Genomic DNA, 26,749 nt, shown 5'->3' with positions numbered 1-26,749 from the left:
TTATTGCGGTAATGAATTGATTTTTAAGGGTTAAATATATTCCAGGCATAAGAGAAATACAATAAACCCCGAAATAGTCTTATTCCGGGGCCATGATATAGAGATTGATGATGATGTTTATTGTTGAATTATTTTTTTGTCCGATAATTTTTTTTTAAACTATCTGTAATCTATTCTGTTAGATTCGGTGTCTTCAAGTTGTTTGACAATTGATTCAGGTATTTCGTCACTGTCAATGGGAAAACTGATGGAATCAGAAATGAAGTTTTTTCTGTCCGCTTTTCTGAAGATTTCAAACAAAGCAATCGGCTCCTGATTGAAGCTAATGCAGGTGCTTATAAAGTGGATTTCGTGGAGTTTATAGTCTGGGTTCTTAAGTTTTTCTTTAATATCCTTTATCCTTGAAATGAAATGTCTCTGACGAATAAAAGTATTGCTGTTCATGATGATGAAAACATAATCAGAATAGGCGGTTACTTTTCCAAAGTATTTGTGATGATCACCGCCGCTTCTTTCAATAAAATATTCTCCGGTGGTTTCAGACTTGTAAATTTCCATCGCAGAGCGCCATATACGCTCTTCTTTTGACATCAAAGGATTATCGGGTAGATTTCTGTTATAAGAATACCAGCAGCCTATTAAACGGTCTAAAAGTGCCGTATTCATATCGGCATTATTCATATCGATCCTCAAATCATTAAAATTGAATGCCTCCGTATTTGAATTGATGAAATCTATATAATTGGAATAACCCAAAACTTTGACAATTAAACTCAGTTTGGCAAGGCTGGGTCTGCTTAAAGCAGCATTTTCATTCTGTTTAAATTTTTTCAGTTTATTGATGATCAGATGTTCATACAGATAATTCGTTCCCAGAAGATCTGGCTCTTTTTTGATCTGTTTTTCAGAATGATCGTTAATAATCAGGTCGTTCAGTTCTGCGCTTATATAAGACCATTCGGTTTTGGTCACATCTTCCCAATGGTTTTTCTTTAAAAATTGCCGGCTTAAGAAATTCATAAGCTTTTCAAGATGCAGGATATCTTCCTTTTTCATGGTGTTTATTTATAAGACTAATTTAAGATTTTTATCAAACTAAAAAAGATTTTTGAAAGACTTTTATATTGTATAATCCATGGATATTTGAGTAGAAAAACAAAAATCAAAACAATGGAAACAAAAATGCTATTACAAGATGAGTCCCTTTGGAACAGAATACAGGAATTTTCTCTGGATGCTCCCGGTGTCGAGTTCCCTTTCTCAAAAAAACTCGCAAAAGAAGAACGCTGGAGTCTGGATTTCGCAAGAAAAGCAATTGAAGAATACAAAAAGTTCGTGTATCTCTGCTGTGTTCTTCCTCATGGAGCTTCTCCCAGTAACATCGTTGACAAGGTTTGGCATATGCATCTGATTTATACGCAGAATTATTGGGAGGAATTCTGTCCTCATATTTTAAAAAGACCACTTCATCATCATCCATCCAAAGGAGGTTCTGCGGAAAAAGAAAGACATCAGAACTGGTTTGAAGATACATTAGACAGTTATCAGACCATATTCCGGCAGGAAGCACCCGAAGAAATCTGGAGAGAGCGTAAGAAAAAGTCAACATTGCAATCATGGATTAGAAAAATGGCCTTCTTTGCTCCCATATTGGTGTTATTGCTTTTATTTTCGTGTACAGAAGGAGATAACTTTTCAGGGTTAATGGTTACTGGAGTTGTATTCGGGATTATTTTTATTCTGGGAACTATCGTTTCAATCATAGGAGATCAGGAGGTTTCTGACCCTAACAGAAAAGATAAACAAAATAATGACGGAGGAAGTTGTGGTGGATCAAGCTGCAGCGGAGGAGGTGGTTGTGGAGGAGGCTGCGGTGGTTGCGGTGGATGTGGAGGCTGTGGAGGATAATAAAACTCATCATTATGAAAAAACTCATCATTCATTCAGTTCCGGTTTTGATAGGCTTTATATGGCTTATGGCAGTCCATCAGACATTTAATCCGATTATTCTTAAAGGACCTGACTTTTTGAAGTTCTATGTCATTCTGGTTCTAGGATTTTACGCTTCGTTTTTTATGCTGAATTCTTTGAAAGAAACCATTTCGGGAACGACATTTTATTTCGCAGGATGTATTTTCTTGTTGGGAATTATCAAGCTGATCAGAGGTGTCATATTGGGAAAACCTGTTGGATTTCTTGTTATGATATTAATCGCAGAATGTATTGTTACATTGGTTTTTATCTCAGGTCATATCAATGAAAAGATAAAGTAAAACTTGTTATTAAAAACAAACCCGAAACAAAAATGTTCCGGGCTTTATCATGTACTGTTGATATTAAATATCTTTCTTTTCTTCTTTTGCGGGCTGATAGCCATATTTCCGAACCATAACGGAAGTCAGGACTACCAAAATAAGACTGATCGCGATATTGGAGTTTTCCGGATGTACAATGGCCTGATAAAGATTATAACCGAAAATAGAGGATACAACCGCAATCAGAATATTGTTTACATAAGCATACTGGTTTTTTGTAGATGTTTTCATAGTAGTATTTTTTATTGTTATTTACTCAGTAAGTATGATAACTTAAAAAACGTTACAGAAAAATTTCAAAAAAATATTTTCTTTAAAAAAACAATCTCAATGACCGAATCCCGTACCCCGAAACTCTTATGAAATAACACCACTGCCGATCAGCTCCTCATCAATATACCATGATGCAAACTGTCCCTCAGCAATAGCAGACTGAAGTTCATCAAATTCAATATAAAAAGCATTTTCAAACTGATACAGGGTTGCTTTCTGCAAAGGCTGTCTGTACCTGAATCTGGCCATTACTTCCATAGATCCTCCGTTCTGAAGTCTCAAATCTTCACGTACCCAGTGCAGTTCAGAATTATCAATTTTCAGAGCTTTTTTATGAAGTCCCGGGAAATGGCTTCCTTCTCCTACGAAAAGAATGTTGTTTTCCATATCTCTGGAAATGATAAAACAGCTTTCTTTGTGTCCGCCTATACCAAGGCCTTTACTTTGTCCGATCGTGAAAAACTGGGCACCCTGATGTTTTCCGATTACCTTTCCGTCAGATTTTTTATAATGGATTTTTCTTGATAAAAATTCAAGTTCTTCTTCTTTGGATGAGAATTCAGGTTTTTCTTCCGAAAATAGAGGAGAATCTTTGAAAATTTCTACGATTTCCCCTTCATTAGGTTTCAATTGCTGTTGTAAAAACTGGGGAAGGCTTACTTTTCCGATAAAACATAATCCCTGAGAATCTTTTTTATCTGCCGTTACCAGTCCGATTTCTTTTGCAATTTCTCTTACCTGAGGCTTTGTAAGTTCTCCAATTGGGAATAACGCTTTTGAAAGCTGATCCTGGCTTAGCTGGCAAAGGAAGTAAGACTGATCCTTATTATTGTCTTTTCCGGCCAGAAGGTGGAAAATTTCTTTACCGTTTTCATCAAAAGTAGAATTTACCCTTGCATAATGTCCTGTTGCTACCTTATCGGCACCTAAAGACATTGCGGTCTTCATAAACACATCGAATTTTACTTCTCTGTTACACAATACATCAGGGTTGGGAGTTCTGCCTTTTTCATATTCGGCAAACATATAGTCAACGATACGCTCCTTGTAAAGTTCACTCATGTCTATCACCTGAAAAGGAATTCCAAGCTTTTGTGCTACCATAAGGGCATCATTACTGTCCTCAATCCAGGGACATTCATCTTCTAATGTTACGGAAGCATCGTTCCAGTTTCTCATAAATAAAGCCACTACGTCATGGCCTTGCTGCTGCAGCAAATACGCTGTAACACTAGAATCTACACCTCCGGAGAGGCCTACTACTACTTTCATTGTATTCAATTTTACGAAACTCTTAACGGGAGTTCTTAGTTTGATGTGGCAAAAATACAATTAAAAAATTCGTAAAAAAACCATAATTTTAAACATTGATAAAAACGATAGCATATTGATTCCCTTTTTATCAGTTTCTCTGCAAACGGAAACAGACGAGAACATAGCTTTAAAAACAAAAATAGTATATATGAAAAAGTTTATTATTTCTATGATGCTGATCAGCTCAGGATCAGCATTTTCCCAAATTTCAGTAGGTACGCCGGTACAGGAAAACAGCAAATGGACTTTCGGAGGAGGCATTGGATTAGGATTTGGAAGTAACAGCGCTTTTAATCTGTCCGCATCACCAAGAGTAGGTTACAGGTTTACAGATGATTTTGAAGGCGGTGTGGTAGGAAGTGTGTCGTGGCAGACTTCTGATTACTATAAATCTACTATGTTTGGAGTAGGTCCTTTTGTCAACTATTATTTTGCCAGATCATTTTACGTGGGAGCCAACTATCAGCATTATTTTGTTGATTACAAAGATAAATATTACGATTATAAATATAACACGGAAGAGAATGCATTATACCTTGGAGGAGGATATATGCAGCGAATCGGGAATAATTCCTTCATGCAGCTGGGTTTAATGTACAATGTGCTTTGGAAACAGAATTCCAGTGTATTTTCCAGCGGTCTGATTCCGACTATTGGTTTTGTGGTGGGACTTTAAGGGTTCATTTATCAAGAGGAACGGGCTTTAGCCCGTTTAGTCAGAAAACAAAATTCATCCGGCTTCAGCCAAAGCTTACAAAACAAAAATCCCCGGGAAACTTCCCGGGGATTTTCTATTTGAAATTAAATTATTTATTTAATTAAGATTGAGAAGACTTTTCAGCCGATTTCTTAGCTTTCTGTGTTTTCCCGATCAGTCCGTCTTTTGCTTCATTAAGATCAAGAATTACGGTTTCTCCTTCGCTCAATTGCTTGTTTACCAGCATTTCTGCCAATAAGTCCTCAATATATTTCTGAATTGCACGTTTCAGTGGTCTTGCTCCGAAATCTTTATCCCATCCTTTTTCAGAAATAAAGTCTTTTGCTTCTTCAGTAAGATCCACTTTATATCCTAATTTTTCAAGTCTGCCATAAAGCTTATTCAGTTCAATATCAATGATTTTCTTGATATCATCCTGTACAAGAGAGTTGAAGATCACAATATCATCAATTCTGTTTAAGAATTCCGGTGCAAATGCTTTTTTAAGGGCATTTTCAATGGTACTTCTCGCTCTTGAGTCTGAAGTGGTTTTCTTCGCAGAAGTTCCGAATCCTACACCGTCTCCGAAATCTTTAAGATCTCTTGTTCCGATATTTGAAGTCAGAATAATGATGGTATTTCTAAAATCAATTTTTCTTCCTAAGCTGTCTGTAACGTGTCCTTCATCCAAAATCTGCAACAGAATATTGAATACATCAGGGTGAGCTTTTTCAATCTCATCCAAAAGAACTACTGCGTAAGGCTTTCTTCTTACCGCTTCTGTCAGCTGACCACCTTCTTCGTATCCAACGTATCCCGGAGGCGCACCAACCAATCTCGAAACCGCGAATTTCTCCATGTATTCACTCATGTCAATTCTGATCAGAGATTCATCGGATTCAAAAAGCTCTCTGGCCATTACCTTCGCCAATTCGGTTTTACCAACCCCGGTTGTTCCAAGGAAAATAAAGGTACCGATAGGGCGGTTAGGATCTTTAAGACCAGCTCTGTTTCTCTGAATAGCTTTCACTACTTTCTTCACAGCATCTTCCTGGCCGATTACTTTTCCGTTAAGCTTCTCATCCATTTGGGCCAATTTATCAAGCTCGTTCTTACCAACTTTCGTTACAGGAACTCCGCTCATCATAGAAACTACTTCCGCTACATTTTCTTCTGTTACGGTTTCTTTTTTCTCTTTTACATCCTTATCCCATTTTTCCTGAGCCGAATTCAGTTCCATCTGAAGACGTTCCTCTTCATCTTTCAGTTTTCTTGCTTCAAGATAGTCCTGAGCTTTTACCGCTTTCTGTTTCAGTTCTTTGATATCTTCGATTTTCTTTTCAAAATCAATAATTTCAGTAGGAACTTTCATGTTTTTGATATAAACACGGGATCCGGCTTCGTCCATTGCGTCAATTGCTTTGTCCGGTAAGAAACGGTCTGTTATATATCTTGATGTCAAATTGACACACGCCGCAATCGCTTCAGGTGTATAAATGACATTGTGATGCTCTTCATACTTATCTTTGATCTGGTTCAGAATCTGAATGGTTTCATCAATAGAAGTTGGTTCCACCATTACTTTCTGGAATCTTCTTTCTAACGCTCCGTCTTTTTCAATGTACTGACGGTATTCATCCAGAGTAGTTGCTCCGATGCATTGAATTTCACCTCTTGCCAAAGCCGGTTTGAACATATTGGAAGCATCTAAACTTCCCGTAGAACTTCCAGCTCCTACAATGGTATGAAGCTCATCAATAAATAAGATGACATCTCTGTTTTTCTCCAGTTCCGTCATGATGGCCTTCATTCTTTCCTCAAACTGACCACGGTACTTAGTTCCGGCAACTAAACTTGCCAGGTCTAAAGTGATCACACGTTTTCCGTAAAGAACTCTGGACACTTTTTTCTGTTGAATTCTTAATGCTAAACCTTCAGCGATGGCAGATTTACCAACTCCCGGCTCCCCGATAAGAAGCGGGTTGTTCTTCTTTCTACGCGATAAGATCTGAGAAACTCTCTCGATTTCTTTTTCACGCCCGATTACAGGGTCCAGTTTTCCGTCTCTGGCCAAAGAAGTAAGGTCTCTACCAAAGTTGTCCAATGTAGGGGTTTTACTTTTTGCAGAACCTAGATTTCCTGCAGGTTTTCTCATTTGCTCAAATTCCTCTCTTTCATCATCATCATCGTAAGCACTCATCTGTGGAGACTGGCCTGAATTTTTAAGCATAGTCTGGTACTCTCTTGAAACTCCTTCGTAGTCGATGTCATAAGCTCCCAGAATATTTGAAGTAGGGTCCTCATATTTATAAAGAATACCTAAAAGCAGGTGAACGGTATTAATTTCATTGCTTTTATACTGTCGGCATTCTAACTCTGCACGTTTGATCGCATGATCTGCCATCTTAGTGAAAGAAATATTGGTAACCTCCTCAGAAATAGGATTAAGACTTGCTGTATTTAGAGTTTCAATTTTTCTTCTGATTTGTGTTAAATCCGCATTAAGGTTTTGAAGGATTTCTTTTGCAGAGTTTTCCGTTTTTATAATACCTAAAAGTAGATGTTCTGTATTAAGAAATTCACTTTTCAGCCTCTTAGCTTCGCTTTTGCTTTGTTTGAACACCTGGCTCAAACCTTGTGAAAACTTATAATCCATAATATATCTCATTAGAACAAAGGCAACATTACCTTTTATTCATTATCTAAATTACAAATATTTTACCAAAAATCAATTAATGACTTTATGGCAGAAAAAAATTTATTATCTTATTGAAAATGATTAAGTTTGTAACCTTAAATTTTCCCCATGAATCCTGAACTTACCACTTACATTGGCTATTCTGCTTCTCTTTTTATCGTATTGAGTTTCATACTGAAAGATGTAAAAAAAATCAGAGTGGTTAACATGATTGGCTGTATTTGTTTTGTCATTTATGGTATCTTTAATGGAATGCTTTGGCCGGTTATCATACCAAACGGGCTTATTTGTTTCATTCAAATCTATTATTTAATACTAGACAAGAAAGATTGATGAGGAAAAAAATTATTACTTCTGCTTTTAGTAATCTGTATACTGACCAACGGATAGAGAAGGTGTGCAAAACCCTTTTTGATAACGGGTATTCCATAGATCTGATTGGTAACGATTGGGAAGGAAATGAAAAAATGGAACGTCCTTATCCCTTTTCCAGAATAGGATTGAAGTCTAAAAGCCTGAAGACCGCTTATTTTGAATTCAACTGGAAATTATACAAAGAACTGAAGAAAAAAGCGGACAAAGATACGATTCTCCATGCCAATGACATTGATGCACTTCTGCCAAATTATCTCATTGCCAGAAAACTGAACATCCCTTTGGTGTTTGACAGCCATGAAATTTTCACGGAAATGCCATCGGTTCAAAACAGGTTTTCTCAGAAATTCTGGAGAGTGCTGGAAAGAAAGCTGGTTCCCCATATGGAACTGATGATGACAGAAAGTGAAAGCTATGCGGAATGGTTCCATGAACAATATAATGTCAATCCGGTTGTGGTCAGAAATATTCCCAGAAAAATTCTTTTTGCACCGGAAATTCCTGAAAATCATCCAAAGATCATTCTGTATCAGGGAGCGATTAATCAGTCGAGGGGAATTGAAAGAATGATTGTGGCCATGCATCATATTAAAGATGCTGTTCTGAAAATTGCAGGCGACGGCCCGAAGAAAAAAGAATACGAAGAACTTGTGATTCAGGAGAAACTTCAGGATAAAGTATTTTTCCTGGGTAAGCTGAAACCGGAAAATCTCAGGGAAATAACAAAAACCGCTGACGCAGGATTCAGTCTCGAAGAAAATAACGGAGTAAGCTACTATTATTCACTTCCTAATAAAGTTTGCGATTATATCCAGTCGAGAGTGCCACTGGTCATGATTAATTTCCCGGAAATGCAAAGGATAAAAAATCAGTTTGATGTAGGAGAAATTATTCCGGATCACCGGCCTGAAACCATTGAAAAAGCAATTAATCTTGTTCTTCAGAATGGAAGACAGTATTATCAGAGCGAATTAAATAAGGCAGCAGACGTATTTTGCTGGGAGAATGAAGAGACGAAAATTCTTCAGCTTTTTGAAAAAGCGTCACGTAAATAAATTTTACAAAATTGGTTATCTTTGCAAAAGAAATTTGATTTAAAATGACCATTAAAGAAAAACAGCAGGAAATAATAGACGAATTCGCTTTTCTTGACGATTGGGAGCAAAAGTATGAGTACATCATTGATCTTGGAAAAGAACTGAAAGGCTTACCGGAAGATAAGAAAACAGAAGAAAATCTGATTAAAGGCTGTCAGAGCAAAGTTTGGATTGATGCTGAATTCAAAGATGGGAAACTTTTCTTTAATGCTGATTCTGATGGTATTTTACCCAAAGGTATCGTTTCTCTTTTAGTAAGTATTTATAGTGGGCATTCCACTCAGGAAATCCTGGATTCTGATTTTGATTTTATTGCAGAAATAGGACTACAGGAATTTCTTTCACCTTCCAGAGCCAACGGATTGATGGCGATGACCAAGCAGATCAAGTTTTATGCAGTTGCTTATCAACTGAAATCATAATCGTGAGCAGAATTTTAGCATATCGTTTTTCCGCATTCGGAGATGTTGCGATGACCGTGCCTGTTTTCAGAGAATTTCTGGAACAGAATCCCGGCGTGGAAATTATTATGGTTTCCAGGAAAAATTTTGCGGCGCTGTTTGCAGGAATTCCTAATGTAACTTTTAAAGGGATTGACCTGGATGATTACAAAGGTTTTTTCGGATTGAGAAAACTGAGTAACGAACTGATCCGTGAATTTAATCCGGATTGTATTGCCAATCTCCATGATGTAATCCGAACCAAGGTTTTAGACAGAATATACAGAAGGAAAGGGCTCAAGGTCTTTAAAATTGATAAAGGCAAAGAAGAAAAAGAGCATCTTACGGATATCTGGAATCTGGAAAAGGTACAGCTGAAAAAAACAGTGGAACGTTATGCAGATGTTTTCCGTGAAATGGGTTTCAAAGTTGAACTCTCCCATCAATTAAGGCCGGTTTCGGCGCAAAAATCCGGGATTGGTTTTGCCCCTTTTGCCCAGCATAAAGGGAAAATGCTTCCTTTGGCGAAATCGTATGAACTGGTAAGAATTCTTGCTCAGAAACATACGGTGTATTTCTTTGGAGGAGGTAAAAAAGAAACGGAAACTCTGGAAAAATGGGAAGCAGAGATTCCTAATACAAAAAATCTTGCCGGAAAATTAAATCTTACGGAAGAGCTCAATTATATTGCCGGACTGGAACTGATGATATCTATGGATTCTGCCAATATGCACCTCGCAAGTCTTGTGGGAACCCGATGTATTTCTATCTGGGGAGCTACTCATCCTTACGCCGGATTTCTGGGATTTGGACAAAGTGAGGAAGATGTTGTTCAGGTAAAAGACCTGAGCTGCAGACCATGTTCTGTCTTTGGAGATAAGGAATGTTACAGAGGTGACTGGGCCTGTCTTGAAGAATTTAATATCCAGAAAGTGGTGGACAGGGTTAATTTTTAAAAATTAGCTTTACTATTTCTTCTGCTTTAGCTTTATCGGAGTGACTTGCTTCTAAAATACTCTTTCTTTTTTCATTGTCATGGTAGTTTTTTTCAGCTGAGGTGATAATCTGCTGGCGGATTTGGCTCATATCATCGCCATACAGACATAAATTTGTTAAAACCGGATCATCTGTAATATTCCCGTTAATAATCACGAAACGGCTGTTGTAAAGCGTATTAAAAAGCTTCACCTTGGTTCCTGAATTCTGGTAAGAAATTAAAATATTGGCATGAGCACCTTCCAGAAGACGATAAAGGTTCTCTGTGGTTTGAATAGGAGTGAGGCTGATATTTTCAACTGCTGAGATTTTGTTTTTAATATCTTCACTGGCACGATCGGAGGCAACAATCAGTTGATATTGCGGAAGCGTTTTAAATAAACCGATAGTCTCATTTAATGCTCTTTTATTGTCTGCAGTGGTGAGATCGCCGTGAAAAAGAAAATACTTTCCTTTTGTATCCAATACCTTTACTGATGTATTACCGTGAAAAATGTGAACAAGCTGCGCATTCTCCGAACAGGCTTTTACTTCCTGATATTCTTTCTCCGAAAGACAGAATACGGTTTCAAATTGCTTTAAAAATTTTTTCTGATATCCGGAATACTTCACAGATTCAATTTTGTAAATAATCTTTTTAAATGGATTCTTCTCAGACACAGAGAGGCCTTTATAATACTCTGATTCGTTATTGTGATGACGGAGGTAGAGTTTGTGATCATTCTCTCTCAAAAACCGTATAATTTGGGTGGTTTGTAAACCCTCAAACAAGATGGGAGCTTTATTCCTGTCCAGATTTTTAATAAGTTCTTCAGATTTTCTGATCGCAGCAGCGAAAGGCGTTGATGAAAAATAAAGCAGAGGATTCTTCTTCTTTTTGTAAAAAAATACATTTTCTGTAATCTCTTTAATTTCTCTGTCAATGGTTGAAGGGATCTTATCTATGAAACAGTGAAGGTGAATTTTTATTCCCAGATCAGATAAGGCCTTGATTTTATAATATACATCAATGATTCCGCCATAAGAAGGAGGGTAGGGATAATTAAATGATATGATGTGGAGCTGCTTCAAATTCGGCTATTCGATGTAGGCAAAGGTAGATAAATATCAGGAAAACTGCAGGAGACATTTAAATACTTAGGGATAAAATAAAAAAATCTCCCAGAAATCTGAGAGATTTTTTGTGGGTCCTGAGGGATTCGAACCCCCGACCCTCTGGGTGTAAACCAGATGCTCTGAACCAACTGAGCTAAGAACCCGAATTTTTTTGAAAGGTTTCGTTTCCTTTTCTGTGGGTCCTGAGGGATTCGAACCCCCGACCCTCTGGGTGTAAACCAGATGCTCTGAACCAACTGAGCTAAGAACCCTCTAGACTTGTTCTCTTGTTTAGAGTGGTGCAAATATACGACTTATTCTTTAATCTCCAAATTTTTTTCCAAAAAATCTCCCACTACAAAGTTGCTTCCGCCGATAAAAATCATTTCTTCATTTGTACATCGTTCTTTTGCAGAGAGATACGCTTCCTGTACAGAATCAAAAATTTTATAAAAAATTTTCGCCTCCTGAAGCAGATTTTCATAATCTTCCGGGTGTCTTCCCCTGTTGATGGATGGTTTTGCAAAATAGAACTCAGAATTTTCGGGAAGTAATTTCATCACATCATCTATTTTTTTGTCGTTCACAAACCCCAAAATAATATGCTTGTGCCTGTCAATCGAATTTAATTGTGAAAAAACATACTCCAAACCTGCCTGATTGTGTCCCGTATCACAAATGGTAAGCGGATGTTGTGAAAATTCAAACCAACGGCCAATAAATCCTGTATTCTGGTGAACATGGAGAAGTCCTTTTTCCAATGCTTCATCAGAAATATTTACTTTAAGTTTCCTTAATTCTTCTACTGCGGCCAATACAATTCTGATATTTTTCTTCTGGTAATTCCCTTTGAGATCAGATTCCAGATCTGTATTGATAAGAGTGGCATCTGTCAAAGGAGCATTTTCTTTCGCTGCTTTCTCCTTAATGATATTTTTTACAGCTTCATTTTCGTCACCGGAAATAATAGGCGTATTGTGTTTAATAATTCCGGCCTTCTCTGATGCAATTTCTTCGATGGTATCTCCAAGAATATTCTGATGATCCAGCTGAACATTGGTAATAGCCGAAATCAAAGGATTAATAATATTGGTAGAATCAAGTCTTCCTCCCAATCCAACTTCAATAATAGCAAAATCTACCTGCTGCTGATAAAAATATTCAAAAGCCATAATGGTGGTAAACTCAAAAAATGAAGGACGGATATCTTCAGGAAGTTTCTTTAATTTTTGAATAAAATCAAAGACAAATTCTTTACTGCAGTTTTTTCCGTTGACCTTAATACGCTCCGTAAAATCAATCAGATGGGGAGAATTGTATAATCCTGTTTTATAACCGGCTTCCTGAAGAACAGATGCCAGCATATTGCTTGAAGAACCTTTTCCATTGGTGCCGCCAATATGAATGCACTTTATTTTATCCTGAGGATTTCCAAAGAAAGCACAAAGCTTTGTTATATTATCAAGTCCAGGTTTATAAGCCTTCTGTCCATCTATCTGATAGTTGGGCATCTGTACGAAAAGCCAGTCGATAGCTTCCTGATATTGTTCATTTGTCATGGTGCAAAATTCCCAAAAGTTTTTTTAAAATAAAATATAATTTTTCAATCTGTAACTTTTTTATATTTAATTCGTCTAATATTGAAAAATCTTAATATGAAATCGCTGTGATTCACAGGTAACAGTACTGATGAAGATGACACGGTTCCATATGACCATTAAAAACAAATAAACATATACATATGAAAAAAGTTTGGATCATCGTTTTTGGATTAGGTTATCTGGGTTTGAGCGCTCAGAAGAAATGGTCCTTAAAAGAATGTGTAAGCTATGCAGTGGAGCATAATCTTCAGGTTATCCAAAATCAGTATAACAAACAAAACCAGGAATATAATCTTAAAGCAGCCCAAAAAGAATATTTACCATCTGTATCGGGGAGTATGACGAATGGGGTGAGTTTCGGGCAAGGGTCATTAGGAGCGGGAAGTTTTAGAAACGACAGATTCAATAACAGTGTTGGCCTGGGAGCCGATATTTTGCTCTATAATAATGGAAGATTAGAGAAAAATGTACGAAAAGCCCAGTTTGATGTAGAAGCAAGCCAATATGACATTGAAACCATTAAAAATGATATCTCCCTTCAGATTGCTCAGCAATATCTGACTGCCTTGTTGAATAAAGAGATCGTTAAAATCTCTCAGAGTGCTGTGGATAATGCCCAGAAACAGTTTGACAGAGCTAAGATCACAACCCAGGTTGGAACAACTGCCCAGACGGTTTTAGCTGAGGCTGAAGCTGCGCTGGCAAGAGAGAAACAAAACCTTAAAACAGCAGAGGTAAACGTTGGTCGTGCCTTGTTTGCCATCGCTCAGCTATTACAGCTTTCAGATTACAAAGGTTTCGATGTGGAAGATGTAAACGTTCCGGAAAAACTTGATTTGCAACTCAATACTGTAGATGAAGTGCTTACAACGGCGTATGAGATACAACCGCAGATCAAAGCAGCCGAAAGCAGGATAAGATCTGCCGAAGCACAAACTGAAGTAACCAAAACAGCATTCTGGCCAACGTTAACAGCAAGTGCGGGTCTTAACACTTTCTATAACAGGCAGTTTGATCCTATGCCAGGTACTGTGCAGGGAACTTTTTTTGAACAATATAAAGATCAGTTCGGGCAAAATGTTGGGTTATCATTGAATATTCCTATCTTTAATAAAGGAAAAACAAAACTTCAGGTAGAACAGTCTAAAATAAATGAAAGTATAGCCAAGAATACGTTAGAACAACAGAAGCAGACGGTAAGACAAAATGTTCAGAAAGCTCAGTTTGATGCTGATGCTAATTATGAAACCTATCTGGCTGCAGTGGAAGCTGAAAAAAGCTCAAAACTGGCTCTTGATTTTGCCGATAAAAGTTATGCTGCCGGAAGAACCACCATCTACGACGTCAATGTGGCGAGAAATAATTATGCAAATGCACAGGGATCAGTAGCGCAGGCAAAATATAATTATCTTTTTAGTCTTAAACTATTGAATTTCTATGCAGGAATTCCATTAAGTTTGTAAAATGCCAATTCAATCATTAGAAAAATACTTACCTCAAAATACACTTAAATATTTAAGGATCTGGTTTGCAGATTACTATATACATATAAAAGTTACAAGAAACAGAAATTCAAAACTGGGAGATTACAGAAAACTTCCGGATAATTCGCATGAAATTACGGTAAATTCAACCCTTACCCCACAACTTTTTTTCTTTGTGCTCACTCACGAGCTCGCACATCTGATTGCTTTCGAAAAATATGGACGGAGAATCTCGCCCCACGGCAACGAATGGAAAGAAACTTTCAGAAATATGCTTCTGGAAAGCCTTGAGGTTTATGATGAAGAGCTCAAACCTATCATTGTAAAATTTTCAAAATCGCCTAAAGCCAATTTCATGGCAAGCTCTGATCTGGTAAGATATTTTCATACTGAGAAACAGGATGATAGTCTTCATTTTATCGAGGAGCTTAAAAAGGGAGAATTCTTTATCTATCGCAACGAAAAGTATTTATTAGAAGGTCTGGTTAAAAAAAACTATCTTTGTAAGAACCTGGCTACTGGAAGGAAGTATTCTTTCAAGCCTTTAGCGAGGGTAGAAAAATGTAGCTAATAATGTTAAAATCAGATAGATATTGCGTTATAATGGCGGGAGGAATCGGGAGCCGGTTCTGGCCGATGAGTACGCAAAAATTTCCAAAACAGTTTCAGGATATTTTAGGAACCGGGCGCACTATGATTCAGCAGACCTATGACAGAATCAGCAAGGTAATTCCTAAAGAGCAGATATTCGTAATTACGAATAAAGAGTATGTTCCTGTTTCCCATCAGCAGCTTCCGGAAATTCCTGAAGAGAATATTGTGGGCGAGCCCTTGATGAAGAATACAGCCGCTTGTAATCTGTATATGGCCAACAAAATTGCTGAGATTAATCCGGATGCAACGATGATTGTATTGCCGGCAGATCATCTGATCCTTAAAGAAGATGTATTTTTGGAGAAAGTGGAGCTGGCATTTGAGCTGGCTTCAAAAAATGATTATCTGGTAACATTAGGGATTACCCCTACAAGGCCTGATACCGGATATGGATATATTCAGTTTGTAGAAAAAAAGGGTTCGGAATATTTTAAAGTGAAAACATTCACAGAAAAGCCTATCCTTGAAATTGCCCAAAGCTTTCTGGAAAGCGGTGATTTCCTTTGGAATGCAGGAATTTTTGTATGGAATGTGAAAAGTATCCATCATGCCTTTGATCTTTATCTTCCAGAAATGATGCAGCATTTTATGGCTTGTGAGTACAACTCAGAAAAAGAAAATAGCTGTATTGAAACCATTTATCCGAAGGTTCAGAAGATTTCTATTGATAACGGAATTTTAGAAAAAGCAAAGAATGTTTATGTGATTCCATCAGATTTGGGATGGAGCGATCTTGGAACATGGACTTCCGTATATGAAAATACAGAAAAAGATAAAGACGGAAACGCGGTAAAACTGAAACATTTACTTGCTTATAATTCAAAAGGAAATATCATCCGTTTAAAGAATAATAACAAGGCCGTAATCATTGATGGTCTTGAAAACTATATTGTTGTAGATACAGATAAGGCACTTCTGATCTGTCCGCGTGCTAATGACCAGCTCATTAAAGACTATGTTCTTGATCTGAAAAACTTTAAGAAAGGCGAGAAGTTCATGTAATATTTGGTATATTTCTGCTGATTTTTAAATTATGAGTAACACTGCAACCCGATTTACAATTCTTACATTTTTACTTCTGGGAATCTTAGGATATTCTCAGGAGAAGAAAAAGTTTTCAAATATACCTTCTGTTTTGCAGCAGATCAACCCAGGAAGCAGAGTAGACTCGTGGGTGCTGATATACAACAGCTACGGTAAAGGTGAAGAAATAAAGACTTCGGGTAAGGTAAATTACACTCCTCAGTTCTCAGGATTCAATCTTTTCCCTAGTGAAGACAGCTTTTATTATATTGCTTACTCAGAAGGAGGTAAAGTAAATTATGTAACAGATGTAGTGGGATTGAAGAAGTTTGTTGACAGAATTGATAATGCTCAGGAGGCTGCGGTTGTATTAGCTGCTGAGGGATATATGGTGGATGAAGAATTCAAGGATCTTGCCGGCAATTACCATGAAGATCAATCGAATTACTATCTGGATCTTGGAAAACTGACCTCAAAGGAATGTCCTTACCAGAAAACACATTATACAGTCACTGTAAATAAATCTACAGGTACTGTAAGCAATGTAAAAGACAATGGAACATATATTGAGCTTTACAATAAAAAATGTGCTAATAACCCAAGATTGTTGAAAATCGAAAAAAAAGAAGAACCCAAGAAAGATGAGTCTAAAAAAACACCCAAACGCAGATAATATCTATGAGACTGAGCGATTAATCCTTCGTCCCATGTCCCGTGAAGATAAAGATTTCGTCTTTGACCTTTATAACAGACCAAAATTCATTCAACATATCGGCAATCGCAATGTTAATTCTGTTGAAGATGCCGAAAATTATATTCTCAACAGATTTGCTCCCCAGATTGAAAGACTTGGATTTGGAAACTATCTTTTAATAACCAAAGAAGGCAATGAAAAAGTAGGGGCAGTAGGAATCTTCGAAAGAGAAGGTCTTGATATCGTGGATATAGGATATTCTCTGCTGGAAGAGTTCGAAGGTAGGGGATATGCCTACGAAGCAGCTCAGAAAGTGAAGTCTATTGGAATGGATGATTTCGGATTAACAAAAATATCAGCCATTATTTCAAAGGATAATATTTCTTCCCAAAAACTGATCGAAAAATTAGGGTTGAGGTTTAAAAAACACGTCATACTTCCAGGCGAAACCGAAGAACTCAACTATTACGAAACCGAATAAAACTTCTAAAAATGCTTTCACAAATAACGTATAGATCGTAAATCGTGTTATTTGTGAAAGCATTTGTGATATTTGTGTTTCAAAAAGAATTAACCTTCCAGAATCTGCTCAGCAGCAGTCTTTGACGTTACTTTTTCAATCACTCTTGTACAGACACCATTTTCATCGAAAATAAAAGTCGTTCTTACAATTCCCATATACGTTTTTCCAAACGTTTTTTTCTCCTGCCATACCCCGAATTTTTCAATGATATCTCGGTTTTCATCAGCAATAAGATCATAAGGAAATGCAAATTTACTGTGAAAGTTCTTCTGTTTCTTTACACTGTCACCACTTACTCCCAGTAACTGATATCCTGCTTTTTCAAGCTTGGAATAATTATCACTCAGATTGCAGGCTTCCACGGTACACGTTGGGGTATTCGCTTGCGGGTAGAAGAAAACCACCAGTTTTTTTCCTATTAACTTTGATGAGGTTACCGTTTCTCCGTCTTGATTGAATCCTTCAAATTCAGGTAATTTATCTCCAACTTTCAGCATAATGATTTAATTTTGTTCAAATTTAAGGGTTACATGACAAAAAAACAAAGAGCTGAGCTCGTTCAGATAGAACTGGATAAATTATATCCGACTACACCTATTCCGTTAGATCACACCGATCCGTATACATTAATGGTGGCCGTAGCACTTTCCGCGCAGACCACAGATAAAAAAGTTAACCAGGTTACGCCTGATCTTTTTGCCGTGGCAGGAACTCCACAAAGAATGGCCAGGCTGGAAGAATTTGAAATCAAAGAACTCATCAAAGAAATCGGACTTTCCAATACCAAAGCCAAAAACCTTAAAAGAATGGCAGAACTTCTGCTGGAACGTCATAATGGTATCGTTCCGCAAACTTATGAAGAATTGGAAGCCCTTCCGGGCGTAGGGCATAAAACTGCTTCAGTGGTGATGAGCCAGGGTTTCGGATTTCCTGCTTTTCCGGTAGATACCCACATTCACCGTCTGATGACACAGTGGAAACTTACCTCAGGAAAGAACGTGGTGGAAACAGAGCGCGATGCCAAGAAATTATTCCCTGAAGAAGTATGGAATAAACTTCACCTTCAGATTATTTTCTACGGAAGAGAATATTCTCCGGCAAGAGGAAAAGGAGAGAAAGATTTTATTACAAAAATGTTATTTGAAAAATAGAATTTAACATTATTTAGGATTTTAAGAACTATTTTCAGTTACAAATAGAACAAGAAGAGCACTATTTTATAGTGTTTTTTTTTATCTCATAATTTAAATTCTAAATTTTTTTTTCACCAATAAAGGATATTTGTAAAATTTCACGATAATTCTTTTATTTCATAAAGAAAACTTTATCTGCCTGATTTATAATATCATTTAGAGACAATAGTTTTCTTTTTCGTAATTTTCTTTACTGTAAATTGTTACAGAAGTATTGTATTTCCATAAAAAGAGATATATTTGGATCAGTACCATGAAGACCCAAAATGAAAAAAGTTAATCTTTTCGTTTTATTTGTAGTTTTATTTTTATTTTCCTATACCTGTAAAGGGCAGGTTCATCGTTTTTATTATGAACTTACCTATAAACCATCTACAAAAGATAATAAGCTAAAGAAAGATATATTCTATTTGGACAGCATTGACAAAAGGTCTGTATTCATTCGAAAAGAAAAGTGGGAATCTGATTCTCTTTTCACAACACAATCCCCGGTTTTATCATTAGGAACAATGAATTTTAAGGTAATAAAAGATCTTGGTAATTCATCAGTTATTCTGAAAGATGATTTATTTATAGGTGTTATTTCCTATAAAGAATATCCTGATCTTCATTGGAAGCTTTTACCGGAAAAAAGAAATACCGGGACTTTTCAAGTACAAAAAGCAGAAGCCAATTATGGAGGAAGACATTGGATAGCATGGTTTACTCAGGATATTCCGGTTTTTGATGGTCCTTATGTTTTTATGGGGCTTCCAGGGTTGATTATAGAGCTGAAAGATGCTGATAATGAATATCAATGGAAATTGAAAGGCAGTAAAAAAAATGTCCGGTCTGCATTGCAAACAGAATCATTAATGGATGAGAGTTTGATGTCTAAAGAAGCCTACATTAAAAATAAAGAAAACTTCATAAATGATCCCTTGCCTGTTTTGATGCAAAGTATGGCAGATGTTAGTAAAAGTCTGGAAATCATGAATAAGATGAATCAACAGGCCGAAGCAATAAAAAAATATCACCGGGAAAACGATAATACCATCGAAAGATAGTATCAACAATTCAACTATAACCATGGAATTAAGAAAAGAAATTAACGCTGTTTTTTTATATCTGAAATCGATTGATGTAAAAATTGATAAGAATGATTACATCTATCAGGTAGAATCGCATCCGGAGACACCTAGTCTTCTGGCTTTTAGTGATGCTCTTGGTTTTTTTGGTATTCCAAATGGTGCCTTTATGATTGATTTTCAGGATTTTGATCATTTACCGGAAACATTTCTAACCATATTAGATATAGGAAACGGGCATTTGATTTTATCATATATTGAAAAAAAGGAGCAATCGGTTTTATATACAGATCATGAGGGTGTGCAGAAGACTATCTCCATTCCTGAAATGGAGAGTTTGTGGACTGGTGCGGTACTGGCCGCTGAAAATAACGGAGAAATCACAAAACCGTCTAATGTCTTTTACAATAAACTCCTGCCAGCATTCATCTTTTGTGCAGTATTTGTAGTGTTGTATTTTATCGGAGGCTGGTTTATAAGTGGTTTCGGTGCGATTACAATGGTGGGGTTGCTTTTAGCCTTTGAAGCTATAAAAACAGAGCTGGGGCTGGAGTCTGGTTTTTCTGCGCAGTTTTGTGATGGAAATGAGAAGTCAAGCTGCAGCCAGATTATCAACTCTGAAAAAGGAAAAATTGCAGGGTTCAAATTGAGTGATCTAAGTGTTTTTCTTTTTGGGATTCAGCTTTTTTCACTGCTTGTTTTTAATAAGGAGCTTATCAATAATTATTATTTTTTAATTGGTTTTTCTCTGCTGGGATGTATACCATTTACATTATATTCTGTTTATTTTCAGATGAAAGTAGAAAAGAAGTGGTGTCCAATATGTTTGAGTATTATAGGAGTAATCTATGCACAGCTTATCTATTTGTCATTTAACATGACGGAGATACTGAATAATGTACATCTTGACCTCCTAACAGTTTTGCTTTTGTCATCAGTAGTGATCGCTTTTTCCGGAACCTATATTTTTATTAAAAAAGCTTTGATAACCTATGCAGTGCTGAAAAAGGATGCGGAGTTTGACTCAAGATATATAAGGCATTATCCTTACTTTAAAAATATTCTTACAAGCACAGACCCCCTTGTTTTAAAAGCTGAGCCAATCCTGCTGGGAAATCCAAATGCTCCTGTTACAATTACTTTTATTACAAGCCCTTTGTGCGGATACTGTAGAGAAGCGCATGATTTCTTGCAGAGAATTTACAACCAATATAAAAATCAGGTCAACATCAAAATCAGATTTAATATGACAGGAGTCGTAACTGCTGAAGTAGAAGAGATGCTGATCCAGCTCCTGAACATTTATCAAACAAAAGGCGAAGGCAAATTTATTGAAGCTCTTCATGACTGGTATAGTCACAGACAGGCAGAGAAATGGTTGAAAAAATACAGTACAACTCTTGATAACAGAACCTTTCTACTGAATAAACTGGTTTCTGTTTCTTATGAAAATTTACAGAATAACCTGTTTTTCACACCACATTACTTTATCAACGACTATACATATCCTGTAAGACTTAATAAAAAGTATATAGAAGTATTTATGCCGGATCTTATTGAGGACGAATGGAATGAACAGCATGATTCTGTAAAGGAATTGGAGGTTGAATACAGATAAAAGAAGAAAATTATTATAATAATTATACAAAGAGGAAGCCGAAAATCTAAAGAGTAGGCAAACAAATTAAAACAAATTTCTATGAAAAAATTACAAAAGCTGAGCTTAAATGCTATGAAAAACGAAATGAGCAGAAACGAAATGAGAGTTATTAAAGCGGGTTCAGGAGGTGAGCCAGGAACTTGTAACTGTAACTCACAGTACTGCTATATGAATGGTATGAGAGCTATATGTGGCGGTGGATGGCCAGCAAAATGCTGCTAATCAATCAAAAATAACTTATATTTTTTCTGTAATTGCAATTCTGCAATTACAGAATTTTTTTAACCTATGAATACACCAAGTTTAGTTTTAATTACATGCTGGTATGGTAAATATCCATGGTATATGCCCTATTATCTGCATTCTTGTGCTTTTAATCCAAGTGTAGATTTTGTGATTATAACTGATAATACAGAGGAGGTAAAAAACTTACCCTCAAATGTAAAAATAGTCCATAAAAATCTGAAAGATATCATCTGCGATACATCTGATAAACTTGGGTTTCCAATCAACATAGATTATCCTTATAAGCTGTGTGATTTTAAGCCTGCATATGGTTTTATGTTTCCTGAACTTATAGAAGAGTATGACTTCTGGGGGCACTGTGATCTCGATCTTATTTACGGAGATATAAGAGCTTTTTTTACCAATGAATTTCTCGATAGCTATGATTATATAAGTGTAAGAGATGATTATACCACCGGATGCTTTGGTCTGTACAGGAATAATGAACTGATGAATACATTCTTTAAAAGAAGTAAAGACTATAAAAAGGTATTTTCTATGCCGGATCACTTCTGTTTTGATGAATGTAATTTTGTTTGGGACGATCTAGCAGAAGGTATTCCTATTTTCGAAATTGAAACAGAAATTGAAAGTTTTACCCATATCATGAAAAATGCTGAAAGAGAAGGAATTCTCAGAACTCATTTTGATTTTATTCTTATGGAGGGCTATACGGGGAGAGTAAAATTTGATAATGGAAAAGTTATTTATAAAAACAAATATGAGGCAATTATGTTTCATATGTTTTGGCTTAAAAAAGTATACAACCCCGAAAAAGTACCTGCAAAAATCCCCAACAGGTATAATGTAAGCCCCACTAGAATTTATTGGTAGTTACTGTACTACTAATTAAAAAATAATAGCATGAAAAAATTACAAAAAATGAGCATGAATGTTATAAAGAATAACATGAGCAGAAAGGAAATGAGAGTTATTAAAGCAGGATCGGGCCCAACATCATGTAACTGCCAGGCAGTGATGTGTCTAGTCCATGGGAGTATCGAGGCTTATTGTGGACCTTCAGGAGTGATCTGTTGCTAATCATTTTATGAAAAGAAAAAGAGAGAACCTTATATTGTTCTCTCTTTTTTATTATTTAAAACCAATTGTTTGTACTTTTTTTGATAGATACCAAGGGTAAGATCTGCTGTTTTAAAATAATGTTCAATATTTCCATTAATATTATTCTCTGCAGTAATATCAGAATATCCGAAATCTTTCTGAACAGAGACAAAAGGGTATAATACCATTTTATGAGCTGACAGTTGTGATAAAAAGTTATCTGCAGTGTCTTCCGGGCCAAAGTCTGCATTGAGTATATGATCAAAAAAACGACTGTATACCACCATAAACTGGGTACACCAGAAATGATTGATCCAAAACCTGTTTTCTGTAATAGGAACAACAAATCTAAAGCCTCCTCCAATGCCTCCGGCCAGGATATCAGCACCCTGCTCATTAGATTGTATAATATTATTTATAAACGCATCTCTGTCATAATGTTCTGTAAAAACATGGTCATCTTCTACAATGATAATCACATCATCTTCGTTTTCAATAGCAAGAGATACCGTTTTTTTTATGCTTTCCCAGAGGCCTACATTCCCTGTCTCATGCATACATGCCTCTACAATTTGGCAGCCAAATTCCGGTCTGCCTTCAAACTCTTTTAACACACTTTCCCTTCTGTCTTCTCTATGTTTCAGATTGATAATGTAAGTGGGGATCATAATTTCTGAAAAGTTGTTATGGCTCATAGCTGTAGTATTTTTTTATTTGGGAAAGTTCATCAAGAAAAACTTCCGGATTGTCATATAAATATTGAAAATCAGTGGTGTTTTCGAATGATTGAAGGTTTCCGTCATCTTCAAACTGAGAAATGAATGGATGTATTACAAAGACGTCTTCCAGATGTGATGATAAAAAAACATCAAGAGGCAGCTTAGTATTGAAATTCCTTTGGAAGAAAAGAGAATATGTTTTTTTGAAAATAATCATGAACTGTGATCCCTTGAAACCATCAACCCAGAATATATGATCAGAAACTTCGATCACTTTTTCAAAGCTTAGGAGACCTCCAAGCAATAAATTACCGTCAAGTCTTTTTACCTTTTCAATACATTTTTCAAGATGATCTTGTGAAAAACCAGGACAAAACCGATGTTGAGAGGTTGAAATAATGATATAGTCTTCATCATCACTTTCTTTTATTACCTTTTGTATTCCTTCTATGAAACTTAAATGCTTGTCCGTGACAATAAATTCAGGTGTAAAATTTCTCTCTGCATAATGTTCTAAGGCACCAGAAAATTTTTCAGGATTTGAAGATAAAACAAATATTTTCTTCATAATGATTGGGTTTTCAGGATAAATTAGTTTTAATAAAAATAAATAAATCAGATTAAATGTCCAACAGCCTTCTGTGATAATTAACCTGCCCCAGATGATAGTCCAGATGAGCAAGCAGATGGATCAGAAAATAATCGGTGGTCATGGCACTTTCAAAAACAACCAATGGATATTCTTTTTTCAGGTCTTCATCGGACAATTGGGAAAGTACCGAATCTATCATTGCCGCAGTGGCTTTCACCTTTTCAATAAGTTCCGCTTTGGGAATATCCTTTGACGAAAACTCCAGGTCACGCTGCCTTACATATCCTGTGTTTCCAAGATGCGTTCCGATAAAATGATTAAGATTTCCCACCAGATGAAGGGCGAGGTTACCCGCAGAGTTGGCAATGTTTTTATCCGTTTTCCAAAGATTTTCTTCGCTTTGATAGGCTTCCAGTTCCGTTTTTAACTTATTTAAATCTCTGTTGTAAAGAGAACTTAGACTTTCTGTGATCATACCAGTTATTATTGTATTATAGTTTTAAAATATCCTTTAAAGTGTTTGTCAACCAAACTGTCAATATTGCATTTGTAATCTATAAAACCATATATGCTGTCATTTGTGGCGAATTTATGGCTGTTAAGAACTAATTTTTGACTAAAAATTTCAGATTTTATGAATTTTTCTTCCTTTTTTAAGGTTTTAGGATCAATATTTCTGATGTAAAATTGATTATTAAAAACTTTAATCAAAATGCCATTTCCAAAATATCCATTATTGTTATTCAATTTGATAGTAAGAGTGTCATTCAGGTATTGAGCTTTACATTTATAATCATTGAAAAAAAACGTTCCCTTACGAAAGCCATCCGAATAACTTGCAGTTTGAACAATATATGCTGTTCTTGTTTTGCTTTCAACAACTTCACTATTATAAAGCTTCAGTTCCGGATATTTTGAGAGAACTAGAATACTATCATGGTTAGGTAAGCTACTATCAACAGTTAAATTCCCAAAATTCTGCTCTTTTTGACAACTCAAAGCCATCAATAAAATACCTGAAAAAAACAAAAATAGTTTCATAAGAAACTATTTTTGTTTTTGAGCCCAAAGCTCCATTTTTCTGTTCAGAACGTCCAGCGGAAGACATCCCTGGCTTAAAACTTCATCATGGAAGCTTGCCAGATTGAATTTGTTTCCCAGTTCTTTGTGATATTTTTCTCTCAGCTCACGGATTCTTAAAGACCCTATTTTGTAGCCTAAGGCCTGACCCGGCATTGCCATATATCTTTCCACTTCTGCAGTGGCCGATGCTTCATCATAAGAAATGTTGCTTAAGAAATATCTGATCGCTTCTTCTCTTGACATTTTTCCGGTATGAAGTCCCGTATCTACTACAAGTCTTACTGCTCTCAGCATCTGATCGCTTAAATATCCCATCTTCTGGTAAGGATCAGTATATAAACCGAATTCAGGACCTAATGTTTCACAATAATGAGCCCATCCTTCACCATATGCTCCCAACCATCCGAATCTCATGAATTTAGGAAGCCTTGTATTTTCCTGCTGAAGAGAAACCTGATAGTGATGCCCCGGAATCGCCTCATGAAGGAAAAGAGATTCCATTCCCGAAGTAACATTAAATTTGGTAGGATCAGGAAGCGGAACATAAAATATACCTGCTCTTTTTCCATCCGGAGTTCCCGGCATATATTCTGCGCTGGCACTTGCCTCTCTGAATTTCTCCGTCTGTCTGATCTCAAACTTTGTTTTTGGCGTTACATTAAACATTGTTTTCAGCTTCGGAGTTATTTTAGTTAAGATCCCGTTGAATGCATTTAAAACTTCCTTAGATGTTTTAAAAGTCATTGCCTTTGGATCCGTCTTAACAAAAGTGATAAATTCTTCCAGAGATCCGGTAAAGCCTACCTGCTGTTTTACTTTCTCCATTTCTGCGCGAAGCATTGCAACCTGTTGAAGCCCGATCTTATTGATCTCTTCAGGTGATTTCTTTGTGGTAGTCCAGCTTTTTACATAATAGTTGTAGATCTCATTGCCGTTAGGAAGGCTGTTGTATCCGTCTGTATCCCTTGCTTTTGGCAGGTATTCTTTTTCTAAAAATGTTCCCATTTTAGTATAAGCCGGGATGATTTTTTTCGTAATAGCATCTTTGTAAAGTGCTGAGAATTTTTCTTTCTGAGCCTCTGTAAAGTTTTTAGGGAAATTTTTAATAGGTCCGTAGAAAATATTCTTTTCCATATCGGAAGTAGTGATTTCCTCAGCTCTCATCTGAGGAATCATTTTGATAACCAGTTTTTTAGGAAGCACTATTTTATTGTTGATTCCCTCACGGAAGTTGTCCGCAGCAGCATTCATCCACTCCGGAAATTTTTCCATTCTTTTCAGCCAGTCACTATAGTCCTTTTCGGTTTTAAAAGGCTGATTGCCCTGTCCGCTTCCATACAGTGGAAAAGTAAGTGGCAGCCCTCCAAACTGAGTGAAAGGAATATATTCCGGATGATAGGCATAGGCCTCAATTTTATCTTTTAAAGTATAATCCAATACATCATATACCACTTTATCCTCATCAGAAAGACTTTTGTAATCTACATGTTCCAGCTGTTTCTGTACAGAATTGTAGAATGTTACTTCTCCTGAGATAAAATCTTTATCAATATTGATAGGAAGCTGGTCGTTATATCTTGTATCTCCCTGTGCTGTAGCATCTAAGGGGTATAGCTTAAGATATTGCTCATAATAGTTCGAAGCGATAGAATCCAGGTTGCTGGGTGTCACTTTTGTAAGGGGAGAATCCGATTTTTTGCAGGAAGCAAGACCGATCATCAACCCTAATCCCAGAATACTTTTTGATAAAATGTTTTTCATTTCACAATCTTTATGAAAACAAAAGTAAGTATTATTGGGATATTCATG

General features: G+C 36.3%; 29 protein-coding genes and 2 tRNA genes. 17 read left to right on the top strand and 14 right to left on the bottom strand.

The genetic code is table 11. The features are described from left to right. Positions 1-159 precede the first annotated feature (159 nt). Positions 160-1,056, bottom strand: coding sequence for a hypothetical protein (locus tag FFS26_RS05975; RefSeq protein ID WP_137904539.1), 897 nt, complete (start codon positions 1,054-1,056; stop codon positions 160-162). 114 nt (positions 1,057-1,170) lie between these two features. On the opposite strand from FFS26_RS05975, the gene FFS26_RS05970 reads away from it, so the two are divergent. Together FFS26_RS05970 and FFS26_RS05965 are read left to right on the top strand one after the other, a co-directional pair. Continuing rightward, the gene (locus FFS26_RS05970) at positions 1,171-1,908 is read left to right on the top strand and encodes a glycine-rich domain-containing protein (RefSeq protein WP_137904538.1); all 738 of its coding nucleotides are present in this window, start codon (positions 1,171-1,173) and stop codon (positions 1,906-1,908) included. A 14-nt stretch (positions 1,909-1,922) separates the two neighbouring features. After that, complete coding sequence (locus FFS26_RS05965) at positions 1,923-2,273, top strand: hypothetical protein (protein WP_137904537.1); 351 nt, start codon at positions 1,923-1,925, stop codon at positions 2,271-2,273. A 63-nt stretch (positions 2,274-2,336) separates the two neighbouring features. Here the strand turns inward: FFS26_RS05965 and FFS26_RS05960 are convergent, their stop codons facing one another. Together FFS26_RS05960 and mnmA are read right to left on the bottom strand one after the other, a co-directional pair. Further along, entirely contained in the window at positions 2,337-2,546 is a 210-nt protein-coding gene (locus FFS26_RS05960; RefSeq protein WP_062672875.1) for a hypothetical protein, read from the bottom strand. A 126-nt stretch (positions 2,547-2,672) separates the two neighbouring features. Next, positions 2,673-3,860: a tRNA 2-thiouridine(34) synthase MnmA gene (gene mnmA, locus FFS26_RS05955; RefSeq protein ID WP_110008986.1), complete on the bottom strand. Its 1,188-nt coding sequence runs from the start codon at positions 3,858-3,860 to the stop codon at positions 2,673-2,675. A gap of 190 nt (positions 3,861-4,050) precedes the next feature. Between mnmA and FFS26_RS05950 the strand changes: the two genes are divergently transcribed. Beyond that, on the top strand, positions 4,051-4,578 hold the full coding sequence (locus tag FFS26_RS05950; protein ID WP_110009143.1) for a hypothetical protein: 528 nt from the start codon (positions 4,051-4,053) through the stop codon (positions 4,576-4,578). Between the two features lie 142 nt (positions 4,579-4,720). Here FFS26_RS05950 and FFS26_RS05945 read toward each other — a convergent pair whose 3' ends face one another. Next, on the bottom strand, positions 4,721-7,255 hold the full coding sequence (locus FFS26_RS05945; RefSeq protein ID WP_110009144.1) for an ATP-dependent Clp protease ATP-binding subunit: 2,535 nt from the start codon (positions 7,253-7,255) through the stop codon (positions 4,721-4,723). Positions 7,256-7,405: 150 nt separating this feature from the next. Between FFS26_RS05945 and FFS26_RS22750 the strand changes: the two genes are divergently transcribed. The 4 genes from FFS26_RS22750 to FFS26_RS05925 are packed head-to-tail and all read left to right on the top strand — an operon-like array spanning position 7,406 to position 10,165. Beyond that, positions 7,406-7,630, top strand: coding sequence for a uroporphyrinogen decarboxylase (locus tag FFS26_RS22750; protein ID WP_110008987.1), 225 nt, complete (start codon positions 7,406-7,408; stop codon positions 7,628-7,630). Then, on the top strand, positions 7,630-8,727 hold the full coding sequence (locus tag FFS26_RS05935) for a glycosyltransferase (protein WP_110008988.1): 1,098 nt from the start codon (positions 7,630-7,632) through the stop codon (positions 8,725-8,727). Before FFS26_RS22750 ends, FFS26_RS05935 begins: the two co-directional genes overlap by 1 nt. 44 nt (positions 8,728-8,771) lie before the next feature. Further along, positions 8,772-9,191 (top strand): SufE family protein, encoded by a 420-nt coding sequence (locus tag FFS26_RS05930; protein ID WP_137904536.1) that lies wholly within the window; start codon positions 8,772-8,774, stop codon positions 9,189-9,191. Between the two features lie 2 nt (positions 9,192-9,193). After that, positions 9,194-10,165, top strand: coding sequence for a glycosyltransferase family 9 protein (locus FFS26_RS05925; RefSeq protein WP_228449397.1), 972 nt, complete (start codon positions 9,194-9,196; stop codon positions 10,163-10,165). On the opposite strand, the gene FFS26_RS05920 is transcribed toward FFS26_RS05925, so the two are convergent. The 4 genes from FFS26_RS05920 to FFS26_RS05905 form a co-directional block, all read right to left on the bottom strand. Next, positions 10,155-11,276 (bottom strand): glycosyltransferase, encoded by a 1,122-nt coding sequence (locus FFS26_RS05920; protein ID WP_137904535.1) that lies wholly within the window; start codon positions 11,274-11,276, stop codon positions 10,155-10,157. The two genes, FFS26_RS05925 and FFS26_RS05920, sit on opposite strands and share 11 nt — an antisense overlap. A gap of 113 nt (positions 11,277-11,389) precedes the next feature. Next, positions 11,390-11,464: transfer RNA gene (locus FFS26_RS05915), tRNA-Val, on the bottom strand. 33 nt (positions 11,465-11,497) lie between these two features. Then, positions 11,498-11,572 (bottom strand) — tRNA-Val (locus FFS26_RS05910). A gap of 42 nt (positions 11,573-11,614) precedes the next feature. After that, complete coding sequence (locus tag FFS26_RS05905) at positions 11,615-12,859, bottom strand: bifunctional folylpolyglutamate synthase/dihydrofolate synthase (RefSeq protein ID WP_110008991.1); 1,245 nt, start codon at positions 12,857-12,859, stop codon at positions 11,615-11,617. 182 nt (positions 12,860-13,041) lie between these two features. Here FFS26_RS05905 and FFS26_RS05900 point away from each other — a divergent pair, with 182 nt between their 5' ends. From FFS26_RS05900 to FFS26_RS05880, 5 genes are read left to right on the top strand one after another with little or no spacing between them, the layout of a single operon-like run. Then, the gene (locus tag FFS26_RS05900; protein WP_137904534.1) at positions 13,042-14,364 is read left to right on the top strand and encodes a TolC family protein; all 1,323 of its coding nucleotides are present in this window, start codon (positions 13,042-13,044) and stop codon (positions 14,362-14,364) included. Position 14,365: 1 nt separating this feature from the next. Beyond that, entirely contained in the window at positions 14,366-14,956 is a 591-nt protein-coding gene (locus tag FFS26_RS05895) for a SprT-like domain-containing protein (protein ID WP_137904533.1), read from the top strand. 2 nt (positions 14,957-14,958) lie between these two features. Then, complete coding sequence (locus tag FFS26_RS05890) at positions 14,959-16,041, top strand: mannose-1-phosphate guanylyltransferase (RefSeq protein WP_228406452.1); 1,083 nt, start codon at positions 14,959-14,961, stop codon at positions 16,039-16,041. Between the two features lie 31 nt (positions 16,042-16,072). Further along, the gene (locus FFS26_RS05885) at positions 16,073-16,735 is read left to right on the top strand and encodes a hypothetical protein (RefSeq protein ID WP_110008995.1); all 663 of its coding nucleotides are present in this window, start codon (positions 16,073-16,075) and stop codon (positions 16,733-16,735) included. Beyond that, positions 16,704-17,237, top strand: a complete 534-nt coding sequence (locus tag FFS26_RS05880; protein WP_110008996.1) for a GNAT family N-acetyltransferase — start codon at positions 16,704-16,706, stop codon at positions 17,235-17,237. The genes FFS26_RS05885 and FFS26_RS05880 overlap by 32 nt, the downstream gene beginning before the upstream one ends. 89 nt (positions 17,238-17,326) lie before the next feature. Here FFS26_RS05880 and bcp read toward each other — a convergent pair whose 3' ends face one another. After that, positions 17,327-17,776: a thioredoxin-dependent thiol peroxidase gene (bcp, locus tag FFS26_RS05875; protein ID WP_137904532.1), complete on the bottom strand. Its 450-nt coding sequence runs from the start codon at positions 17,774-17,776 to the stop codon at positions 17,327-17,329. A 33-nt stretch (positions 17,777-17,809) separates the two neighbouring features. Between bcp and FFS26_RS05870 the strand changes: the two genes are divergently transcribed. From FFS26_RS05870 to FFS26_RS05850, 5 genes are all read left to right on the top strand, one after another. Continuing rightward, positions 17,810-18,430, top strand: coding sequence for an endonuclease III domain-containing protein (locus FFS26_RS05870; RefSeq protein WP_110008998.1), 621 nt, complete (start codon positions 17,810-17,812; stop codon positions 18,428-18,430). Between the two features lie 308 nt (positions 18,431-18,738). Continuing rightward, entirely contained in the window at positions 18,739-19,518 is a 780-nt protein-coding gene (locus tag FFS26_RS05865; RefSeq protein ID WP_137904531.1) for a GLPGLI family protein, read from the top strand. 22 nt (positions 19,519-19,540) lie between these two features. Then, positions 19,541-21,157: a vitamin K epoxide reductase family protein gene (locus tag FFS26_RS05860; protein WP_137904530.1), complete on the top strand. Its 1,617-nt coding sequence runs from the start codon at positions 19,541-19,543 to the stop codon at positions 21,155-21,157. An 81-nt stretch (positions 21,158-21,238) separates the two neighbouring features. Further along, a complete protein-coding gene (locus FFS26_RS05855) occupies positions 21,239-21,421 on the top strand; it encodes a TIGR04149 family rSAM-modified RiPP (RefSeq protein ID WP_110009001.1) in 183 nt (60 codons plus the stop codon). A gap of 66 nt (positions 21,422-21,487) precedes the next feature. After that, the gene (locus FFS26_RS05850; protein WP_110009002.1) at positions 21,488-22,318 is read left to right on the top strand and encodes a DUF6625 family protein; all 831 of its coding nucleotides are present in this window, start codon (positions 21,488-21,490) and stop codon (positions 22,316-22,318) included. A gap of 236 nt (positions 22,319-22,554) precedes the next feature. Here the strand turns inward: FFS26_RS05850 and FFS26_RS05845 are convergent, their stop codons facing one another. From FFS26_RS05845 to FFS26_RS05825, 5 genes are read right to left on the bottom strand one after another with little or no spacing between them, the layout of a single operon-like run. Then, positions 22,555-23,241 (bottom strand): glycosyl transferase, encoded by a 687-nt coding sequence (locus FFS26_RS05845; protein ID WP_137904529.1) that lies wholly within the window; start codon positions 23,239-23,241, stop codon positions 22,555-22,557. Continuing rightward, complete coding sequence (locus tag FFS26_RS05840; protein ID WP_137904528.1) at positions 23,231-23,833, bottom strand: hypothetical protein; 603 nt, start codon at positions 23,831-23,833, stop codon at positions 23,231-23,233. Before FFS26_RS05840 ends, FFS26_RS05845 begins: the two co-directional genes overlap by 11 nt. A 52-nt stretch (positions 23,834-23,885) precedes the next feature. Further along, on the bottom strand, positions 23,886-24,332 hold the full coding sequence (locus FFS26_RS05835; protein WP_137904527.1) for a DinB family protein: 447 nt from the start codon (positions 24,330-24,332) through the stop codon (positions 23,886-23,888). Between the two features lie 8 nt (positions 24,333-24,340). Continuing rightward, complete coding sequence (locus FFS26_RS05830) at positions 24,341-24,898, bottom strand: hypothetical protein (RefSeq protein ID WP_137904526.1); 558 nt, start codon at positions 24,896-24,898, stop codon at positions 24,341-24,343. A 6-nt stretch (positions 24,899-24,904) separates the two neighbouring features. After that, complete coding sequence (locus FFS26_RS05825) at positions 24,905-26,701, bottom strand: DUF885 domain-containing protein (RefSeq protein WP_137904525.1); 1,797 nt, start codon at positions 26,699-26,701, stop codon at positions 24,905-24,907. Between the last annotated feature and the right edge of the window lie 48 nt (positions 26,702-26,749).

The sequence above is a fragment of the Chryseobacterium sp. 2VB genome (genome assembly GCF_005503635.1).
GTDB lineage: Bacteria > Bacteroidota > Bacteroidia > Flavobacteriales > Weeksellaceae > Chryseobacterium > Chryseobacterium cupriresistens.
The sequence above is the reverse complement of the archived record's forward strand: the minus strand, read 5'-3'. Positions and strand labels throughout refer to the sequence as shown.

Coding starts and splice junctions, on each gene's coding strand:
- FFS26_RS05975 (WP_137904539.1), bottom strand. CDS start 1,056: ATGAAAAAGGAAGATATCCTGCATCTTGAAAAGCTTATGAATTTCTTA.
- FFS26_RS05970 (WP_137904538.1), top strand. CDS start 1,171: ATGGAAACAAAAATGCTATTACAAGATGAGTCCCTTTGGAACAGAATA.
- FFS26_RS05965 (WP_137904537.1), top strand. CDS start 1,923: ATGAAAAAACTCATCATTCATTCAGTTCCGGTTTTGATAGGCTTTATA.
- FFS26_RS05960 (WP_062672875.1), bottom strand. CDS start 2,546: ATGAAAACATCTACAAAAAACCAGTATGCTTATGTAAACAATATTCTG.
- mnmA (WP_110008986.1), bottom strand. CDS start 3,860: ATGAAAGTAGTAGTAGGCCTCTCCGGAGGTGTAGATTCTAGTGTTACA.
- FFS26_RS05950 (WP_110009143.1), top strand. CDS start 4,051: ATGAAAAAGTTTATTATTTCTATGATGCTGATCAGCTCAGGATCAGCA.
- FFS26_RS05945 (WP_110009144.1), bottom strand. CDS start 7,255: ATGGATTATAAGTTTTCACAAGGTTTGAGCCAGGTGTTCAAACAAAGC.
- FFS26_RS22750 (WP_110008987.1), top strand. CDS start 7,406: ATGAATCCTGAACTTACCACTTACATTGGCTATTCTGCTTCTCTTTTT.
- FFS26_RS05935 (WP_110008988.1), top strand. CDS start 7,630: ATGAGGAAAAAAATTATTACTTCTGCTTTTAGTAATCTGTATACTGAC.
- FFS26_RS05930 (WP_137904536.1), top strand. CDS start 8,772: ATGACCATTAAAGAAAAACAGCAGGAAATAATAGACGAATTCGCTTTT.
- FFS26_RS05905 (WP_110008991.1), bottom strand. CDS start 12,859: ATGACAAATGAACAATATCAGGAAGCTATCGACTGGCTTTTCGTACAG.
- FFS26_RS05900 (WP_137904534.1), top strand. CDS start 13,042: ATGAAAAAAGTTTGGATCATCGTTTTTGGATTAGGTTATCTGGGTTTG.
- FFS26_RS05895 (WP_137904533.1), top strand. CDS start 14,366: ATGCCAATTCAATCATTAGAAAAATACTTACCTCAAAATACACTTAAA.
- FFS26_RS05890 (WP_228406452.1), top strand. CDS start 14,959: ATGTTAAAATCAGATAGATATTGCGTTATAATGGCGGGAGGAATCGGG.
- FFS26_RS05885 (WP_110008995.1), top strand. CDS start 16,073: ATGAGTAACACTGCAACCCGATTTACAATTCTTACATTTTTACTTCTG.
- FFS26_RS05880 (WP_110008996.1), top strand. CDS start 16,704: ATGAGTCTAAAAAAACACCCAAACGCAGATAATATCTATGAGACTGAG.
- bcp (WP_137904532.1), bottom strand. CDS start 17,776: ATGCTGAAAGTTGGAGATAAATTACCTGAATTTGAAGGATTCAATCAA.
- FFS26_RS05870 (WP_110008998.1), top strand. CDS start 17,810: ATGACAAAAAAACAAAGAGCTGAGCTCGTTCAGATAGAACTGGATAAA.
- FFS26_RS05865 (WP_137904531.1), top strand. CDS start 18,739: ATGAAAAAAGTTAATCTTTTCGTTTTATTTGTAGTTTTATTTTTATTT.
- FFS26_RS05860 (WP_137904530.1), top strand. CDS start 19,541: ATGGAATTAAGAAAAGAAATTAACGCTGTTTTTTTATATCTGAAATCG.
- FFS26_RS05855 (WP_110009001.1), top strand. CDS start 21,239: ATGAAAAAATTACAAAAGCTGAGCTTAAATGCTATGAAAAACGAAATG.
- FFS26_RS05850 (WP_110009002.1), top strand. CDS start 21,488: ATGAATACACCAAGTTTAGTTTTAATTACATGCTGGTATGGTAAATAT.
- FFS26_RS05845 (WP_137904529.1), bottom strand. CDS start 23,241: ATGAGCCATAACAACTTTTCAGAAATTATGATCCCCACTTACATTATC.
- FFS26_RS05840 (WP_137904528.1), bottom strand. CDS start 23,833: ATGAAGAAAATATTTGTTTTATCTTCAAATCCTGAAAAATTTTCTGGT.
- FFS26_RS05835 (WP_137904527.1), bottom strand. CDS start 24,332: ATGATCACAGAAAGTCTAAGTTCTCTTTACAACAGAGATTTAAATAAG.
- FFS26_RS05830 (WP_137904526.1), bottom strand. CDS start 24,898: ATGAAACTATTTTTGTTTTTTTCAGGTATTTTATTGATGGCTTTGAGT.
- FFS26_RS05825 (WP_137904525.1), bottom strand. CDS start 26,701: ATGAAAAACATTTTATCAAAAAGTATTCTGGGATTAGGGTTGATGATC.